Origin of the sequence: Azonexus sp. R2A61, assembly GCF_021401135.1 — a bacterium.
Taxonomy (GTDB): Bacteria; Pseudomonadota; Gammaproteobacteria; order Burkholderiales; family Rhodocyclaceae; genus Azonexus.
The window spans coordinates 434,009-450,414 of record NZ_JACBFO010000002.1; the positions used below are offsets into that span (position 1 = coordinate 434,009).

General features: G+C 66.8%; 15 protein-coding genes. 4 read left to right on the plus strand and 11 right to left on the minus strand.

Annotation, left to right across the window (positions count from 1 at the left end):
• The first annotated feature begins 3 nt into the window (after window positions 1-3).
• The 3 genes from L0962_RS07150 to nifS all read left to right on the plus strand — a co-directional run bounded on the left by L0962_RS07150 (window position 4) and on the right by nifS (window position 2,529).
• Entirely contained in the window at window positions 4-327 is a 324-nt protein-coding gene (locus L0962_RS07150) for an iron-sulfur cluster assembly accessory protein (RefSeq protein WP_234085663.1), read from the plus strand.
• Window positions 328-338: 11 nt separating this feature from the next.
• The gene (gene nifU, locus L0962_RS07155) at window positions 339-1,235 is read left to right on the plus strand and encodes a Fe-S cluster assembly protein NifU (protein WP_234085664.1); all 897 of its coding nucleotides are present in this window, start codon (window positions 339-341) and stop codon (window positions 1,233-1,235) included.
• An 88-nt stretch (window positions 1,236-1,323) separates the two neighbouring features.
• Complete coding sequence (gene nifS, locus L0962_RS07160) at window positions 1,324-2,529, plus strand: cysteine desulfurase NifS (RefSeq protein WP_234085665.1); 1,206 nt, start codon at window positions 1,324-1,326, stop codon at window positions 2,527-2,529.
• 255 nt (window positions 2,530-2,784) lie between these two features.
• On the opposite strand, the gene L0962_RS07165 is transcribed toward nifS, so the two are convergent.
• From L0962_RS07165 to L0962_RS07185, 5 genes are all read right to left on the minus strand, one after another.
• Entirely contained in the window at window positions 2,785-3,423 is a 639-nt protein-coding gene (locus L0962_RS07165; RefSeq protein WP_234085666.1) for an SMI1/KNR4 family protein, read from the minus strand.
• 71 nt (window positions 3,424-3,494) lie between these two features.
• Complete coding sequence (locus L0962_RS07170) at window positions 3,495-3,773, minus strand: hypothetical protein (RefSeq protein ID WP_234085667.1); 279 nt, start codon at window positions 3,771-3,773, stop codon at window positions 3,495-3,497.
• 231 nt (window positions 3,774-4,004) lie between these two features.
• On the minus strand, window positions 4,005-4,850 hold the full coding sequence (locus L0962_RS07175; RefSeq protein ID WP_234085668.1) for an alpha/beta fold hydrolase: 846 nt from the start codon (window positions 4,848-4,850) through the stop codon (window positions 4,005-4,007).
• Window positions 4,847-5,701, minus strand: coding sequence for an alpha/beta fold hydrolase (locus L0962_RS07180; protein WP_234085669.1), 855 nt, complete (start codon window positions 5,699-5,701; stop codon window positions 4,847-4,849). Before L0962_RS07180 ends, L0962_RS07175 begins: the two co-directional genes overlap by 4 nt.
• 39 nt (window positions 5,702-5,740) lie before the next feature.
• On the minus strand, window positions 5,741-8,092 hold the full coding sequence (locus L0962_RS07185; RefSeq protein ID WP_234085670.1) for a DNA internalization-related competence protein ComEC/Rec2: 2,352 nt from the start codon (window positions 8,090-8,092) through the stop codon (window positions 5,741-5,743).
• A 65-nt stretch (window positions 8,093-8,157) separates the two neighbouring features.
• On the opposite strand from L0962_RS07185, the gene L0962_RS07190 reads away from it, so the two are divergent.
• The gene (locus L0962_RS07190; RefSeq protein WP_234085671.1) at window positions 8,158-8,688 is read left to right on the plus strand and encodes a DUF2062 domain-containing protein; all 531 of its coding nucleotides are present in this window, start codon (window positions 8,158-8,160) and stop codon (window positions 8,686-8,688) included.
• 6 nt (window positions 8,689-8,694) lie between these two features.
• Here the strand turns inward: L0962_RS07190 and L0962_RS07195 are convergent, their stop codons facing one another.
• The 6 genes from L0962_RS07195 to L0962_RS07220 all read right to left on the minus strand — a co-directional run bounded on the left by L0962_RS07195 (window position 8,695) and on the right by L0962_RS07220 (window position 16,405).
• Window positions 8,695-9,375, minus strand: coding sequence for an ABC transporter ATP-binding protein (locus tag L0962_RS07195; RefSeq protein WP_234085672.1), 681 nt, complete (start codon window positions 9,373-9,375; stop codon window positions 8,695-8,697).
• Entirely contained in the window at window positions 9,368-10,615 is a 1,248-nt protein-coding gene (locus L0962_RS07200; RefSeq protein WP_234085673.1) for a lipoprotein-releasing ABC transporter permease subunit, read from the minus strand. The genes L0962_RS07195 and L0962_RS07200 overlap by 8 nt, the downstream gene beginning before the upstream one ends.
• Before the next feature lie 79 nt (window positions 10,616-10,694).
• Window positions 10,695-11,948, minus strand: a complete 1,254-nt coding sequence (locus L0962_RS07205) for a TolC family protein (RefSeq protein WP_234085674.1) — start codon at window positions 11,946-11,948, stop codon at window positions 10,695-10,697.
• Entirely contained in the window at window positions 11,945-12,247 is a 303-nt protein-coding gene (locus L0962_RS07210) for a DUF3240 family protein (protein WP_234085675.1), read from the minus strand. The genes L0962_RS07205 and L0962_RS07210 overlap by 4 nt, the downstream gene beginning before the upstream one ends.
• Window positions 12,240-15,335 carry an efflux RND transporter permease subunit gene (locus L0962_RS07215; protein WP_234086221.1) on the minus strand — a complete coding sequence of 1,032 codons (3,096 nt, stop codon included), beginning with the start codon at window positions 15,333-15,335 and terminating at the stop codon, window positions 12,240-12,242. The genes L0962_RS07210 and L0962_RS07215 overlap by 8 nt, the downstream gene beginning before the upstream one ends.
• Window positions 15,335-16,405 carry an efflux RND transporter periplasmic adaptor subunit gene (locus L0962_RS07220; RefSeq protein ID WP_234085676.1) on the minus strand — a complete coding sequence of 357 codons (1,071 nt, stop codon included), beginning with the start codon at window positions 16,403-16,405 and terminating at the stop codon, window positions 15,335-15,337. The genes L0962_RS07215 and L0962_RS07220 overlap by 1 nt, the downstream gene beginning before the upstream one ends.
• Between the last annotated feature and the right edge of the window lies 1 nt (window position 16,406).

The window sequence follows — 16,406 nt, forward strand, 5'->3', positions numbered from 1 at the left end:
GCCATGATCCACCTCACACCCGCTGCCACCAAGGCCGTTCAACGCTTCATCCGTGGTTCCGAAACGCCGGTCGCCGGCCTGCGCCTGATGATCTCGGGTGGTGGCTGCTCCGGCCTGCAGTACGGCATGAAACTGGAAGCCGAGAAAGCCGAAGACGACTGGGAACTCGAAATCGAAGGCGTCAAGCTGCTGGTCGATCCGATGACCATGCCGATGATCGACAACGTCACCATCGACTTCGTCGACACGCTGACCCACACCGGTTTCAAATTCGACAACCCGAATGCCAGCTCGCAGTGCTCCTGCGGCTCTTCCTTCTCGGTCTGAGGGCAAAAATCATGTGGGAATATTCCGACAAGGTCCGCGAACACTTCTTCAACCCGCGCAACTCCGGCCCGCTGGAAGAAGCCAACGGCATCGGCGATGTTGGTTCGATCCAGTGCGGCGACGCGCTGCGCCTGATGCTCAAGGTCGAGCCGGAAACCGAGATCATTCTCGACGCACACTTCCAGACCTTCGGCTGCGGCTCCGCCATCGCCTCCTCCTCGGCGCTGACCGAGATGGTCAAGGGGAAGACACTGGACGAGGCGCTGAAGGTGTCCAACCAGGACATCGCCGACTTCCTCGACGGCCTGCCGCCGGAAAAGATGCACTGCTCGGTCATGGGCCGCGAAGCGCTGCAGGCTGCCATCGCCAACTACCGCGGCGAGGAATGGCATGACGATCATGAAGAAGGCGCGCTGATCTGCAAGTGCTTCGCCATCGACGCCGTGATGATCGAAGACGTGGTCAAGGCCAACAACCTCAACACCGTCGAAGAAGTCACCTTCTACACCAAGGCCGGCGGCGGTTGCGCCTCCTGCCACGAAGGCATCGAGGAAATCCTCGCCAAGGTCAAAGCCGAGCGTCCGGGCATGGGCGAAACCTCACCGCCGGCGGCCTGCCCGGCCACCCCGGAAGCGCCGAAGCCGCCGACCAAGAAACTGTCGATCGTCGAGAAGATCGCCAAGATCCAGGAAGTGCTCGAATCGGTCCGCCCGATGCTGCAGCGGGACCACGGCGATGTCGAACTGGCCGACGTCCAGGGCAAGAAAATCTACGTGCATCTGAAGGGCGCCTGCTCGGGCTGCATGATGGAAGCGGCAACCCTGGGCGGCATCCAGCAGAAGATGATCGAAACGCTGGGCGAACTGGTGCAGGTGCTGCCGGCCTCGCACATGCCGGTCGAAGCCTGAGCGCAAACGTCGACAAGAAAAGGCTGCCGGCCGACCCCAAGCGACCGGCAGCCACCCCAACCCCAACAGAGAAACCGAGGACCGCGCCATGAACCCGATCTACCTGGACAACAACGCGACGACCCGTGTCTATCCGAGCGTCGTCGAGGCCATGCTGCCGTTCTTCACCGAACATTTCGGCAATGCTTCATCGATCCACGCCTTCGGCAGCGAAGTCGGCAAGGCGCTGAAAAAGGCCCGCACGCAGGTGCAAACCCTGCTCGGCGCCGAACACGACTCGGAAATCATCTTCACCTCCTGCGGCACCGAATCCGATTCCACCGCCATCCTGTCGGCACTCAAGGCCCAGCCCGAGCGCAACACGGTGATCACCACCGTCGTCGAGCACCCGGCCATCCTGACCCTGTGCGACTGGCTGGAAAAGGAAGGCTACATCGTCCACAAGCTCAAGGTGGACAAGAAGGGCCGCCTCGACATCGACGAATACAAGTCGCTGCTGCATGACCGCGTCGCCATCGTCTCGGTGATGTGGGCCAACAACGAAACCGGCACCATCTTCCCGGTCGAGGAAATGGCCGCGCTGGCCGCCGAAAAGGGCATCATGTTCCACACCGACGCCGTGCAGGCCGTCGGCAAGCTGCCCATCGACCTCAAGAACACCAAGATCGACATGCTCTCGCTGTCCGGTCACAAGCTGCACGCCCCCAAGGGCATCGGCGTCCTCTACCTGCGCCGCGGCTGCCGCTTCCGCCCGCTGCTGCGCGGCGGCCACCAGGAGCGCGGTCGACGCGCCGGAACGGAGAATTCCGCCTCCATCGTCGCCCTCGGCGCCGCCTGCGAACTGGCCATGCAGAACATGGCGAAGGAAAACACCGAAGTGAAGCGTCTGCGCGACAAGCTGGAAAAAGGCATCCTCGCCCAGGTCACGCACGCCTTCCCCACCGGCAACCCTGAAAACCGCCTGCCCAACACCAGCAACATCGCGTTCGAATACGTCGAAGGCGAGGCCATCCTGCTGCTGCTCAACAAGATGGGCATCGCCTGCAGCTCCGGCTCGGCCTGCACCTCCGGCTCGCTCGAACCCTCGCACGTGATGCGTGCCATGGGCATCCCCTACACCGCCGCCCACGGCACCATCCGCTTCTCGCTGTCGGTCGACAACACCGAAGCGGAAATCGACCGCGTCATCGAAGCCGTGCCGCCGATCATCGCCCAGCTGCGCAAGCTCTCGCCCTACTGGCGCGACGGCGGCCCGGTCTCGGCCGAAGAAGCCTTCGCCCCGACCTACGCGTAAGCGACCGCTTTCAGCAACACCTTTTCATCAGTCTCTCTCTGTAGCAACCTCGGTTAGGCCCCGGAAGAAATTCCGGGGCCCTTTTTTTCGTTTTGCTGCGGTCGACCGTGGGAAAGGGGAAAAAACGGATTCAGACGGCGTAGTGCGACAGGATGCTTTCCAGATCGTGAGCATTCCAGGCACTATTGAGAGGCTCAACGTTTAAGTCACCGGCCTTGCGCGGCTTTTCGCGCAAGGTCCGTGTGGTCTGGAGGGTTAGGATTCAGGAAAGAGTACTGCCAGGGCATCAAGGAAATGGTACTTCTCGGGACGCAACGTATTGAAGCTTCGCCCACCATCGCTTTCCTCCTTGATGTTGAAGTTTCCAGAACCAAGTTCGCTCACCATCCAGTCTATGAACGTACCAATGCTTGGTGACACTGCGATTTTTCGCTCTTCATCGCGACCGAAGTTGATGACTTGGCCATACGAGCCATATTCATCGGGACTCAGATCAATTCCCAAGTAGTTTCCACTCCAGTCATACGCGAACGGAATCCAACAGTCGTTGGCGTATTGCTTTTTAACATAGCCAGGAGGTGTTGATTTCATGCGACTGGCAAGGCTCGTGAGCGATTCTTGGCTGGATTCCTTGAGCACTTGCCTCCACATCTCGCACTCTTGCTGGATGCGATCGAGAGGTAAGAAACCGAGGCCATACCAAGGCCCGGCATTTGTTCGCCTTCCTTGGCCATTATGCCAAGCGTAAAGCCGCATGAAGTCATCTGGCAGTGTGACACCGAGGGTAATAGAAAAGCGCTCCAACTCCTCTTCCGTAGCCCCAGCATTCAAATCAGCAGCTACTTCCGGAAGATGACTCTTTAGCCAGACTTCAAATTCATTGAGGGACTGCATATAAATCCTAGCGTGCAAGCTCAGCCGACGGTAAAAAGCGCAGCTTTTTGACGGTCGGCTGGAGCGGAATGTTAAAGGCGCCGAGGTGATTGTTGGGTGTTGGTTTCACTTGGAGCCTCTATGAAAAAGCCAAGGAGCCAGTAAGACAAAGCCGTCAAAATTATTGCGCCGACTGTGGCAACGAGTAGGCCGATAAAAGGCCCTGCGAAAATGAATGCACCTCCAATTAGTGATGTGGGAAAGGCAAGCCAATTCAGCCAACTTGGCAGATGGGGACCGATAAGTTCTGTTCCAATCAATTGTCCAAAGGTCACCGCTATTGCGATATTGAGCCGGTTCTTTTTAGTCATGGAAAAAAGCCCCTAACTAGTGGTGGACGACAAAACTGTCCAATAAGCTGGCAAACGCGAAACCCGAAGCCCCATGTACAAACCGCAACTCGGCGCTTCCCCGCATTATTCCCCCCTGAAAAGCCAGCCAGATCAGACAGCAGAAAACCCGAAAAGCATATACAAAATACCCGCCTGTCTTCAGCACAACTTGCACCCGCCATATCCAACGCCGGAACTTGATGAAACCCTTCAGCGCGCCAGCCGGTCGACGAAGCCGGCAATCGCTTCGACCACCTTCGTTGCCTGATCACGGTGCGGGGAATGGCCGCAGTCGGGCAGGACGAGGCGTTGGCAGTCTGCCGATTTTTCGGCGATGACGTCGATCTGGCGCAGCGTGGCGTATTCGTCGTCGGCGCCCTGGATGGCGAGGATGGGGCAGCGGATGGCGGGCAGGCAGTCTTCGATGTTCCAGTTGCGGAAAGCGGCCGACAGCCAGGTGTCGTTCCAGTCGGCGAAGACCTGCGCGGCGTCGCGGTGGTAGCGCGCCAGACGTTGCGGCCAGTCGGTGGTCTGCCAGGCTTGACGGGCGCGGCGGATGCCGGCCAGGGTTTCCGGCTCGACGAATTCGTGCGGGGCCATGACGACCAGGCCGAGCGGCGTTTGCGGGTGGGCGGCGGCATGAATCAGGGCGATGCTGCCGCCGTCGCTGTGGCCGATCAGGATCGGGCGGTCGACGCCGGTTGCGGCAAGAAAAGCGGGCAGCATTTCCTGCCCTTCGCGGTGCATGTAGCGCGGCGTGCGGGCGTCCGGCCAGGGGTCGGAATCGCCGTAGCCGGGGCGCGACCAGACAAGAACGCGGCAGCCGGTGGCGGCGGCCAGGCGCTGCGGAAAATCGCGCCACAGGGCGATGCAGCCCAGCCCTTCGTGCAGCAGCACCAGCGGCGGGCGGCCCGGGCGGCTGGCCGGGATGTCGAGCACTTCGAGGCGCAGGCCGCGGACGGTGACGTGGCTCGCCGAAGGTACCGCCTGGGCTTGCGCGAGCGCGTCGTCGGCGGAGGATTTCTCCCCGGCGGGAGGCCGGGCCGGGGTGCTCATGCGGCGAGCAGGAAGTCGCGGACGATGGCGATCTGCGTGTCGTCCTGGAACATCGGCGCATGGCCGACACCGGGGATTTCCGCCAGTCTGGCGCGTGGACCGCGCCCGGCCATGGCTTGCCAGACGTCGCGCGACAGCAGGTCGGATTCGCCGCCGCGGATCGCCAGCGTCGGGCAGGCGATGGCGTCGTACACCGGCCACAGGTTGATGTCGCCGCCGGCGTAGGCGGTGCGGAAAGGTTCGGCGATGCGCGGGTCGTAGCGGAAGGCCCAGCGGCCGTCCGGGCGCTGCGTCACGCTGTGTTCGGTGAGTGCCCGCCACTGCGCGTCGGTGAGCGGACCGAACGGTGCGCTGATCGTGCGGACGCAGGCCAGCGCTTCGTCGAAGCTGGCCCAGTCGGGGTCGAGGCCGACGTATTCGCTGATCCGCACGAGCGCCGCTTCCTCGATCACCGGCCCGACGTCGTTGAGGATCAAACGGCGGATCGGCGAGCCTTCCTGCGCCGCCAGCGCCATGCCGATCAGGCCACCCATCGAGCTGCCCAGCCAGTGCACGCTGTCCACGTTCAGGCGGGCGATCAGCGTGACCATGTCGGCCACGTACTGCGGGATCGCGTAGTGCGCCGGATCGCGCAGCCGGCCGCTGAGGCCGCGGCCGACGATGTCCGGACAGATCACGCGGTAATGGACGGCCAGGGCTTCGGCCAGGGCATCGAAATCGTGGGCATTGCGGGTCAGCCCATGCACGCAGACCAGGACCCGCGGGTTGTCGCAAGCCCCCCATTCGAGGTAGGACATCCGGTGCAGACCGGCCGGGCTGAGGCACTGGACGGTATGTTGCTTGGCGCTCATGTCTCGTCTCCTTTTGTTCTGGCTTATGACTGCAATGTATCACCGTCCATGCCAGTAGCGCCGCTGCACCTCGCGCCGGGCGGCGACCTGCAGGCCGTCGGGGCGCATCGCCAGTTGCAGCGCACCGTCGCGATCGGTACGCCAGAGCCGGGCGCCGACGGCCTCATAACGGTCGACGACGCCGGGATGCGGATGCCCGAAACGGTTGCGGTAGCCGACGGAAAACACCGCATGCGCCGGGTCGACCGCAAGCACGAAAGGTACCGACGACGAGGTGCGCGCGCCGTGGTGCGGCACCAGCAGCAGGTCAGCCTTCAGATCGTCGCCGCGCGCTGCCAGCCGGGCTTCGGCCGCCGCTTCGATGTCGCCGACCAGCAGTACCCGCTGGCCGCTGCTGCGCACCGACAGCACGCAGGAGCGGTCGTTTTTTCCCAGATCGGCATCGTCGACCGCAGGATGCAGCAACGCGAACTCGACGCCATCCCAGCGCCAGCCTTCGCCGGCCAAGCAGGCGCGGCCGATGCCGGCCTCCGACGACAACAGGTCGCCCACCGGCAGCGCCGACTGCAAGGCGGCCAGCCCGCCGGCGTGATCGGCGTCGGCATGCGAGACGATCAGCCGGTCGATGCGGTCGACACCCTGGGCACGCAAAAAAGGCAGCAGCACCCGCTGGCCGGCATCGGCATCCGGGCTGTAGCGCGGCCCGGGATCGTAGACCAACACGCGATTCGCGGTGCGCACCACCACCGCCTGCCCTTGCCCGACATCGAGCACATCGATGCGCGCCTCGCCGAAAGGCACACCTTCCCCCGGCCAAAACAGCAAGGGCAGGAGCAGCGCGAAACCGAGCCCCTTGACCGGTACCCCGCTGGGCGCCAGCGCCAGCACGACGCCGGCCAGCGCCGGCAGCAGGCTCCAGACGGGCGGCGGCGCGGCCTGCCACAGCGGCCAGTCGGCACACCAGAACAGGAAGTGCATCAGGAGATCGAGCAGCCAGTGCGCGGCGATCAGCACGCCGTCCCACGGGATCACCGCGCCGAGCAGGGCCAGTGGTGTCACGACGAAACTGACCAGCGGCACGGCCAGCGCATTGGCCAGCGGCGACACCAGCGAAAACTGCTGGAACACGAACAGCAGCACCGGCAGCGTGACCAGCGTCGCCGCCCACTGCACGGCGCCGAAAGCCCGCAACTGGCGCCGCCAGCCACCGGTCTCGCGCTGCGCCTTGCCGATGTAGAGCAAGGCACCGACCGCCAGGAAGGACAACCAGAACCCCGGCGCCAGCACGCTCCACGGATCGAACACCAGCACCACGCCGAGGGCCAGCGCCCAGACCCGGTCGGCGGCGACATTGCGCGCCGCCAGCAGTGCGGCCAGCGCCACCCACAGCATGTACAGCGTGCGTTGCGCCGGTACGCCGAAGCCGGCGAGCAGCGAATAGCACAAGGCCATCGCGCCGGCGGCCAGCAAACCGGCCTTCTGCGCCGGCCAGCGCAGGACCAGCGCCGGCACGCGGCGCCACAAGCCGCCGACGGCCGCGCCGAACAACCCGGCGACCAGCGTCACATGGAGCCCGGACACCGAGAGAAGGTGCGTCACGCCGGTTTTGTTGAACACCGTCCACAAGCCGCCGTCGATCGCCCGTTGATCGCCGATCGCCAGGGCGACCAGGATGCCCCGCCAGGGATGATCGGCGGCCGGCAGCGCCCGCTCGAAATGGGCGCGAACCGCGGCACGCGAGCGGGCGATCAGCGCCTCCGGCTGCCAGACGGTCGCCGCCAGCAGCGCCGCCGGCCCCGGCCGGACGTAACCCGTGGCCCGGATGCCGCGCCCGAGCAGCCAGGCCTCGTAATCGAAACCGCCGACATTGACACCACCGTGCGGCCGCTTCAGGCGGACGGTGAATTGCCAGCGCTGGCCGGGCTGCAGTTCGGGCAGGACGTCGGCCCGAGCGGCCGGGCGATACCAGTTCAGCTGCAGGCGGCGCGGGACCACGGCACCTGCGGTCGACACCGTGTCGACGGCAAATTCGAAGCCTTCGCCGCGGCCGAAATCGTTGGGCAGCCCGACGACGACACCACTGACGACGACATCGCGCCCCTCCCAGGCCTCATCCAGGCGGTCGGCAAGTCGCTGCTCGGCACGCCATGCCGACCAGGCGACGCCGGCACAGAACGCTGCCAGCAACAGCAGGACCGACACAAAGCGATGTGCCGGCAGGGCGCCCGGTTGCCGGATGTCCCCGGTCGATCCGGCGAGCGCGGCGATGGTCGCTCCGGCCACCACGGACACGGTCAGCCACAGCGGCCAGGCAGGCAATTGCGCCGACTGCTGAACCCAGAGAATGCCGGCGGCAAACGGCAGCACGGCAAGATGGACCCGATGAACCATGCCAATATCATGACACGATTTTGCGGTCGACCGGGATTTCGGAACATTTTTGCGATAATCGGCCGATGCGTCAGTTTCTGAAAAAATACCTGCCGGACCGCAGCACCGTCGAAAACAACCGCTGGCTGCGGCCGTTCGCCAATTCGCTGCTGCATCCGGACCTGTGGCACCTGAACCGGCGCTCGGCGGCCGGCGGCGTCGCGGCCGGGCTGTTCTGCGGGCTGATTCCCGGGCCGCTGCAGATGATCGGCGCCGCAGCCTGCGCCTTGTTCTTCCGCGTCAACCTGCCGCTAGCCCTGCTGACCACGCTGTACACCAATCCGCTGACCATCGTTCCGCTCTACCTGCTGGCTTACCAGATCGGCCGGCTGCTGCTCGGCGACGGCAACGGTTTCCTGGCCCCGCCGGCGTTCGCGCCAACCGATTTCGTCGGCTGGACGCAGGCCATGCAGCAGTGGATGCTGCAGGTGGCCGAACCGCTCGCTCTCGGCCTGATCGTGCTGGCCAGCGGACTGGCCCTGAGCGGTTGGCTGCTGACGCGGCTGGCCTGGCGGATCTGGGTGACGCTGGCCCGGCGTCGCCGCGGCCAGCGCTGATTCCGCTCAGTCGGCCGGCAACACGCCGCTGCGCAATTCGGCCACCCGGTCGGCGCGCGCCGCCAGCTCGCGGTCGTGGGTCACCATGACCAGGCTGGCCCCCTGCTGACGCACATGATCGAGCAGCAGTTCGAACACCGTTGCCGCCGTCTGGCCATCCAGGTTGCCGGTCGGCTCGTCGGCCAGGATGCACGACGGCCGGCTGACCAGTGCCCGGGCGATGGCGGCGCGTTGCCGCTCGCCGCCGGACAGTTCGCCCGGCCGGTGCTCCAGCCGGTGGCCAAGACCGACCGCTTGCAGCATGTCGGCCGCCGCGGCCAGCGCCTCGGCCTTGCTGGCGCGGCGGATGAGCAACGGCATGGCGACGTTCTCGACGGCGGAGAACTCGGGCAGCAGGTGGTGAAACTGGTAGACGAAGCCGAGGTGGCGGTTGCGCCAGTCGCCGCGGTCGACCTCGCCGAGCGTCGAAAAATCGCGCCCCATCAGGCTGACCTTGCCGGCCGACGGCGTATCCAGACCACCGAGCAAATGCAGCAGCGTGCTCTTGCCGGAGCCGGAGGCGCCGACCACGGCCAGCGTCTGGCCGGCCTCGACCGCCAGATCGACGCCGCTCAGCACCGGGACTTCCAGTCCGCCGCCGGTAAAGGTCTTGGACAGGCCAGCCGCCTGCAGGATGATCTCACTCATAGCGCAGCGCCTCCGCCGGATTGACCCGCGCCGCCCGCCAGCTCGGATAGAGCGTGGCGACCAGCGACAGCGCGAAGGCGATCGCCGTGACGCGCCAGACGTCGTCCCATTGCAGGTCGGACGGCAGGTCGGAAATGTAATAGACCTCCTTGGACAGGAACTGGATGCCCAGCAGCCGTTCGATGGCCGGCACCACGACGTCGATGTTGAGCGCCAGCGCGACGCCGCCGACGACGCCGAGCAGCAGCCCGATGCCGCCGACCAGCGCCCCCTGCACGACGAAGATCGCCATGATCGAGCGCGGCCGGGCGCCGAGCGTGCGCAGGATGGCAATGTCGGCCTGCTTGTCGGTCACCGCCATGACCAGCGTCGACACCAGATTGAAGGCCGCGACGGCGACGATCAGCGACAGGATGATGAACATCATCGTCTTCTCGATCTGCACCGCCCGGAAGAAATTGGCGTGGCTCTTGGTCCAGTCGTGCAGATAGGCATCGGCGTTGATGTAACCGACCAGTTCGCGGGCGATGCGCGGCGCCTGGAACAGGTCGTCCACCTTCAGGCGCACGCCGCTCACCATGTCGCCCATCTGATACAGGCGCTGGGCATCCTGCAAGTGGATCAACGCCAGCCCCGAATCGTATTCGTACATGCCGACTTCGAAGATGCCGACGACGCGGAAGGAACGCACGCGCGGCACCACGCCGGCCGGCGTCACCGTGCCTTGCGGTGCGATCAGGGTCACCTTGTCGCCGGTAAACACCCGCAGCGAGCGCGCCAGATCGGCACCGAGCACGACACCGAATTCGCCCGGTTTCAGATCGTCCAGGCTGCCGCTCTTGATCGTCCGGCGGAAATCGGCGACCTTGTCTTCCATGTCGGGCAGGATGCCGCGCACCAGTGCGCCCTTGACCCCGCCATCGACCGAAAACATCGCCTGCGACTGCACGAAAGGCGCCGCCGCCTTCACCTCGGGATGGGCCAGCGCCTGCTGCGCGATGGCCGGCCAGTCGGCCAGCTCGCCGCTGACGCCGGTGATCTGGATATGCGAGGCGACACCGAGAATGCGCGTGCGCAATTCCTTCTGGAACCCGTTCATCACCGACAGCACGACGATCAGGGCGGCGACGCCGAGCCCGATGCCGGCCATCGAGATCAGCGAGATGAAGGAGATGAAATGGTTGCGGCGCTTGGCGCGGGTATAGCGCAAGCCGATCAGCAACTCGTAGAAAAATGCCATTGCGGTCCGCCGAAAAACGGAAAGCCGCTATGGTACATGCTCCGCCGCCCGACAGCCTGCGCCGGCGACGACGCGGCGCTCAGCCGGCCGTCTCCGCCGGCGCCTCGTCGGCCCACAATTGTTCGGCGTCGAGCCTTACCCGATAGGCTTGATGCAATGCATCGGCCTGCAAGCGCACCGCCTGCTGGGCGGCTTCGCCGGCCTGCCGACGGGCCAGCAGCAGATCGCTCAGGCTGCCCTCGCCCAGCCGATAGGCACGCTGCGCCATGTCGGCTGCCGCTCCCTGCCGGCGTGCGGCGAGCTCGGCGGCCTCCCAGGCGAGCAATGCCGCCCGCGCACGACGCAGCTGATTGACCGCGGCCAGTTCGACTTCGCGGCGCACCGCCAGCAGGCGCTGGTTTGCCGCATCGGCACTGGCGGCCGCCGCGCGTTCGCCGGCCCGTCGGGCACCACCGGGCAGCGGAATGCTGATGAAGGCGCCGAGCACCTGCTCCTCGCCGCCCCGCTCGCGGGAAAAGGCGACCCCCAGCGCCGGGTCGGGCAGCCGCTCGGCGCGCTGCCGCGCCGCGCCCAGTTCGGCAATCCGGCGCTCGCCCTGAGCCAGCGCCAGTTCATGGCTGCGGTCGACCAGCGTCGCCACCCATTTTTCATCGTCGCCGGGCAAGGCCTGCGGCACCGGCAAGGCCTCGTCGTCGACCAGCGGCAGGCCGGGATAGCGGCGCGCCAACTGTTCGCGCTGACGCGCTGCCTCCGCCCCCAGCAATTGCGCCTGGGCCTCCGACTGGGCATGTGCCGCCTGGGCCAGCGTCAGTTCCAGCCGCGAAGCGTCGCCCAGCGCCAGCCGCCGTTCGACGATGGCGAGCTGACGGGCGAAACTGTCGCGAGCCGCCAGCGCTTGCCGCCAGGCTGCCGTTTCGGCGCGCCAGGCGAACCAGTCGACCAGCAACTGGCGACGGGCCTCATGCTGGTTGTCGCCATAGGCCGACCGGGCACGGGCCAGCGTCGCGTCGCCCAGTTCGCCGTCGAGGCCGGCCTTGCCGGGCAGGCGGAACGGGCGTTCGAGCGCACTGTTCCACTCGCCGAAACGCTGGCGTTCGGCCTCCGGCGGCGCACTGCGCCGCTGCTGGCCGCCCAGTCGCAAGGTCCATTCGTAGGGACCGGCAAGCAAGCGTTCGCGCTGCGCCGAGCCGACCGCCAGTTCGCTGGCCGCCGCCCGGGTTTCCGGACGCTCGTCGAACATGCGCCGTACCGTTTCGTCCGGCGGCAGGCCGGGCCAGTCGGCGGCGGCCGCCGTGCTGACCAGCCACAGGGCGAGGCACAGGCGGGTTTTCATAGCCGCCCCCGCTCGAGCACCGGCACGATCCAGTAAAACAGGCCGGCACCGGCCAGTTCGCTGCGCAGCACGGCGAGCAAGGCCTGCATGTCGCTCGCCCGACCGAGCGTGCGGATCGTCGTGCGCGGTGCATGACCGGCGACCAGATCGGCATCGGCCTGCAGATCGACCAGCGGGCCGTGCCCCTCGCCGTGATTGGCGGTGAACCCGGCGACCAGATCGGGATGGGAAAGCAGCAGATCTTCGACGGTCTGCGCCAGATCGGCGGGCATGACCAGGGTGAGCAGGACATCAGACATCGATTTTCTCCCGACGGGTAACGACGGCCGGCAGGCCGAAGCGACGGAACAGGATGGGCAGCAGGACCAGGGTCAGCACCGTCGAACTCAACAGACCGCCAATCACCACGACGGCGAGCGGCCGTTGCACCTCGGCACCGGGGCCGCTGGCGAACAGCATCGGCACCAGGCCGAAGGCGGCGATGCAGGCCGTCATCATCACCGGCCGCAGGCGACGCCGGGCGCCTTCGGCAACGGCCTGGCCGAGCGCCATGCCACGGGCCAGCAACTGATTGAAATGGCTGACCATGACCACCCCGTTGAGCACGGCGACGCCGAGCAGCGCGATGAAGCCGATCGACGCCGGCACCGACAGGTATTCGCCGGAAATCAGCAGACCGAAGACACCGCCGATCAACGCGAAAGGAATGTTGGACAGGACCAGCAGCGCCTGGCGCACCGAGCCGAAGGTGGAAAACAGCAGGAAGAAGATCAGGGCCAGCGCGATCGGCACGACCAGCGCCAGCCGTGCGGCGGCCCGCTGCTGGTTCTCGAACTGGCCGCCCCAGACCAGCCGGTAGCCGGTCGGCAGCGGAACCTCGCGGGCCACCGCCGCCCGGGCCTCATCGACGAAGCCGACCAGATCGCGGCCACGCACGTTGGACTGGATGACGACGTAGCGCTGGGCGTTTTCGCGATCCACCTTGACCGGCCCATCGACCCGTTCGATGCGCGCCACCTCGGCCAAGGGCACGCTGCCGCCGTCGGGCAGGGTCAGCCGCAAGGCGGCGAATTCGGCCGGTGCGTCGCGCAGCCGGGCCGGCCCGCGCAGGACCAACGGCACCCGGCGGCCGTCCTCGATGACCACGCCGGCCCGCTGCCCTTCGAGCAGGCTTTTCAGCACCTGCTGCACCTCGTTGACCGGCAGCCCGAGACGGCCGGCGGCCAGACGGTCGATGCGCACCTGCAGGTATTGCACGCCGTCGTTCTGCAAGGTGAAGGTATCTTCGGCACCGCGCACCTTTTTCACCGTATTTTCGATGTCGACCGCAAGACGGTTCAGGGTCGGCAGATCGGGGCCAAAAACCTTGATCGCCAGATCGCCGCGCACGCCCGTCAGCATTTCGGAAACCCGCATGTCGATCGGCTGGGTGAACGAAAAACCGACGCCCGGGAAATCGCCCATCACCTCGCGCAGCCGGTCGGCCAGCCAGGCCGGGTCGGACTGTCGCCAGGTATCGCGCGGCTGCAGCACGAGGAAGCTGTCGCTCTGATTGAGGCCCATCGGGTCCAGCCCGAGTTCATCGGCGCCGGCGCGGGCAACGATCGAGCGGACCTCGGGCACGCGCTCGAGAATCGCCTGCTGGATGCGCTGGTCGAGCGCCAGCGTCTGCTCCAGCGAAATCGACGGCAGCTTTTCCAGTTGCATGATCATGTCGCCCTCGTCCATCGTCGGCATGAAGCTCTTGCCGAGCAGCGGGAAGGCGGCGGCGGCGCCGGCCAGGGCGAGCAGCGCGGCAATCACGTAGCGCCGGGAATGGCGCAGCGCCGAATCGAGCACCCGGTCGTAGATCGCCGCCAGGCGGGCGACCAGCCAGGGCGTATGGTGGCTGCCGCGGCGGATCAGCCACGAGGCAAGCACCGGCACCACGGTCAGCGACAGCAGCAGCGACGCCGACAGCGCGAACACGATGGTCAGCGCCACCGGGCCGAACATCTTGCCTTCCAGCCCCTGCAGCGTCAGCAGCGGCAGGAAGACGATGATGATGATGGCAATGCCGGAAGCCACCGGCGCCGCCACCTCGCGTGTCGCCCGGAACACCAGGTGCAGCGCCGGCAGCCGCCGGCTGGCCGGATCGTCGGCCGCCAGCTGGCTCTCGACGTTCTCGACGACGACCACCGCGGCGTCGACCAGCATGCCGATGGCGATGGCCAGCCCGCCCAGGCTCATCAGGTTGGCCGACAGGCCGGCCAGCCGCATCATGATGAAAGCGGCCAGCGCCGACAGCGGCAGCATCAGCGCCACCACCAGCGCCGCCCGCAGATTGCCGAGGAAGGCCAGCAACAGCAGCACGACCAGTACGCTGGCTTCGAGCAAGGCGCGGGCGACGGTGCCGACCGCCCGGTCCACCAGCCGGCTGCGGTCATAAAACACGTCGACCTGCACGCCGGCCGGCAGAGTGGGCGCGATCTCGGCCAGCCGCGCCTTGACCCCGTCGACGACCTTACGGGCATTCGCCCCGCGCAGGCCGAGCACCAGGCCCTCGACCGCCTCGCCCCGGCCGTCGCGGCTCACCGCGCCATAGCGGGTCAAGGCACCGTAACCGACCTCGGCAACGTCGCCGACGCGCACGACACGTCCGTCGCGGGTGCGCAAAACGATGGCCCGCACGTCGTCGACCGTGGCAATCGCACCTTCGGCCCGGACCAGCAGCGACTCCTCGCCGTCGTTCAGGCGGCCGGCGCCGTCGTTGCGGTTATTGGCTTCGAGGGCCGCCTGCAGTTCGCCCAGCGACAAACCGCGCGCCGCCAGTTCCAGCGGATCCGGCCGCACATCGAACGTCCGCACCTCACCGCCCAGGCTGTTGACCTCGGCGACGCCGGGGATCGTGCGCAACTGCGGGCGGATCACCCAGTCGAGCAGCGTCCGCTTGTCGGCCAGCGGCAGATCGCCTTCGATGGTGAACATGAACATTTCGCCGAGCGGCGTGGTGATCGGCGCCAACCCGCCGCTGACGCCCGGCGGCAGGCTGTCCATGGCGATCGCCAGGCGTTCGCCGACCTGCTGGCGGGCCCAGTAGATGTCGGTGCCGTCTTCGAAATCGATGGTGATGTCGGTCAGTGCGTATTTCGACGTCGAGCGCAGCAGGCGCTGCTTCGGAATGCCCAGCATTTCCTGCTCGATCGGCACGACCAGCCGGGTTTCGACCTCTTCCGGCGTCATGCCGGGCGCCTTCAGGATGATCTTGACCTGGGTCGTCGACACCTCGGGAAAGGCATCGATCGGCAAGCCCATGAAAGCGGCGACGCCAGCCGCCACCAGCAACACGCTCAACACCAGCACGAACAGGCGCTGGGTCAGCGCAAAACGGATCAGGCGTTCGAGCATCACGGCGCCCTGTGTCCGCCGAGCATCGCTTTCAGCCCGGAGACGCCGGTAACGACCAGCTTTTCTCCGCCAGCCAGGCCGTCGACCGTAACCGTGCCGGCACTTTCAGCCAGCACACGCACCGGGCGGGCGATGTAGCCGCCGCCCGCGGCGGCAACGAAGACCAGCGTCTGGCCGGCCTGGCGAACCAGCGCCGCAGCGGGAATCGCCTTGCCGCCGGACAGCGGCCGGACCAGCTCGACTTCGACGCTTTGTCCCGGCGCCAGTTGCGCGGCACCGTCGCCAACCTCGGCGCGCACGCTCAGGCTCTGACTGCCGGCATCGATCGCCCGACCGACCGCGACGATCCGACCGTTGACCGCCGGTCGCAGCACCCTGACCGCATCGCCGTTGCGCAAGCCGGCCGCCATCGCCTGCGGCACCTGGATTTCCAGCCACAGCGGCGACAGCCAGCCGATCCGGTAGATCGCCGCCCCGGCTTCCAGCCGCTGGCCGAGCTGGGCATCCTGAGAAAGCACCGTGCCATCGATCGGCGCCCGCAATTCCAGTTCTCCGGCCAACCGGCCGGCCGCCGCCCCGATCATGGCCAGGCCGCGCGAGCGCTCGCCGGACTGGGCGGCAGCCTGGCGGGCAGCAGCCCGCGTGGCCTGCAGCCGCGCTTCGGGAATCAGGCCTTCGGCAAACAACAGCTCGTCGCGTTGCAGCGACTGCCGGGCCAGTTCGGCCTGCGCCCCCGCCTGCAGCGCATCGCGCTGGATTTCCAGCGCCTGCGGGCTGCTCAGGCGGGCCAGCAACTGCCCCTTGCGCACACTCATGCCGGGCACCGCCGTCAGCGTATCGACCACCGCGCCGATCGGCGCGGCCAGCACGCGCATCTGCGCCAGCGGCACTTCGACCCGGGCCGGCAAGCGCACGCTGCCGGCAACACCGCCGGCATCGACATCGATCAGCGTAATGCCCAGCGCGCGCACCTGGGATTCGTTCAGCGTCAGGCGGCTGGTGGACGGCGGAGTTTCGGCCAGCGCCTGGACGGCGCAGGCGGCAAGCAGCAGCAGGCAGGTTCTTTTCATG

Excerpts from the sequence above, each read along its gene's own strand:
- L0962_RS07150 (WP_234085663.1), top strand. The coding sequence starts at position 4 with ATGATCCACCTCACACCCGCTGCCACCAAGGCCGTTCAACGCTTCATC.
- nifU (WP_234085664.1), top strand. The coding sequence starts at position 339 with ATGTGGGAATATTCCGACAAGGTCCGCGAACACTTCTTCAACCCGCGC.
- nifS (WP_234085665.1), top strand. The coding sequence starts at position 1,324 with ATGAACCCGATCTACCTGGACAACAACGCGACGACCCGTGTCTATCCG.
- L0962_RS07165 (WP_234085666.1), bottom strand. The coding sequence starts at position 3,423 with ATGCAGTCCCTCAATGAATTTGAAGTCTGGCTAAAGAGTCATCTTCCG.
- L0962_RS07170 (WP_234085667.1), bottom strand. The coding sequence starts at position 3,773 with ATGACTAAAAAGAACCGGCTCAATATCGCAATAGCGGTGACCTTTGGA.
- L0962_RS07175 (WP_234085668.1), bottom strand. The coding sequence starts at position 4,850 with ATGAGCACCCCGGCCCGGCCTCCCGCCGGGGAGAAATCCTCCGCCGAC.
- L0962_RS07180 (WP_234085669.1), bottom strand. The coding sequence starts at position 5,701 with ATGAGCGCCAAGCAACATACCGTCCAGTGCCTCAGCCCGGCCGGTCTG.
- L0962_RS07185 (WP_234085670.1), bottom strand. The coding sequence starts at position 8,092 with ATGGTTCATCGGGTCCATCTTGCCGTGCTGCCGTTTGCCGCCGGCATT.
- L0962_RS07190 (WP_234085671.1), top strand. The coding sequence starts at position 8,158 with ATGCGTCAGTTTCTGAAAAAATACCTGCCGGACCGCAGCACCGTCGAA.
- L0962_RS07195 (WP_234085672.1), bottom strand. The coding sequence starts at position 9,375 with ATGAGTGAGATCATCCTGCAGGCGGCTGGCCTGTCCAAGACCTTTACC.
- L0962_RS07200 (WP_234085673.1), bottom strand. The coding sequence starts at position 10,615 with ATGGCATTTTTCTACGAGTTGCTGATCGGCTTGCGCTATACCCGCGCC.
- L0962_RS07205 (WP_234085674.1), bottom strand. The coding sequence starts at position 11,948 with ATGAAAACCCGCCTGTGCCTCGCCCTGTGGCTGGTCAGCACGGCGGCC.
- L0962_RS07210 (WP_234085675.1), bottom strand. The coding sequence starts at position 12,247 with ATGTCTGATGTCCTGCTCACCCTGGTCATGCCCGCCGATCTGGCGCAG.
- L0962_RS07215 (WP_234086221.1), bottom strand. The coding sequence starts at position 15,335 with ATGCTCGAACGCCTGATCCGTTTTGCGCTGACCCAGCGCCTGTTCGTG.
- L0962_RS07220 (WP_234085676.1), bottom strand. The coding sequence starts at position 16,405 with ATGAAAAGAACCTGCCTGCTGCTGCTTGCCGCCTGCGCCGTCCAGGCG.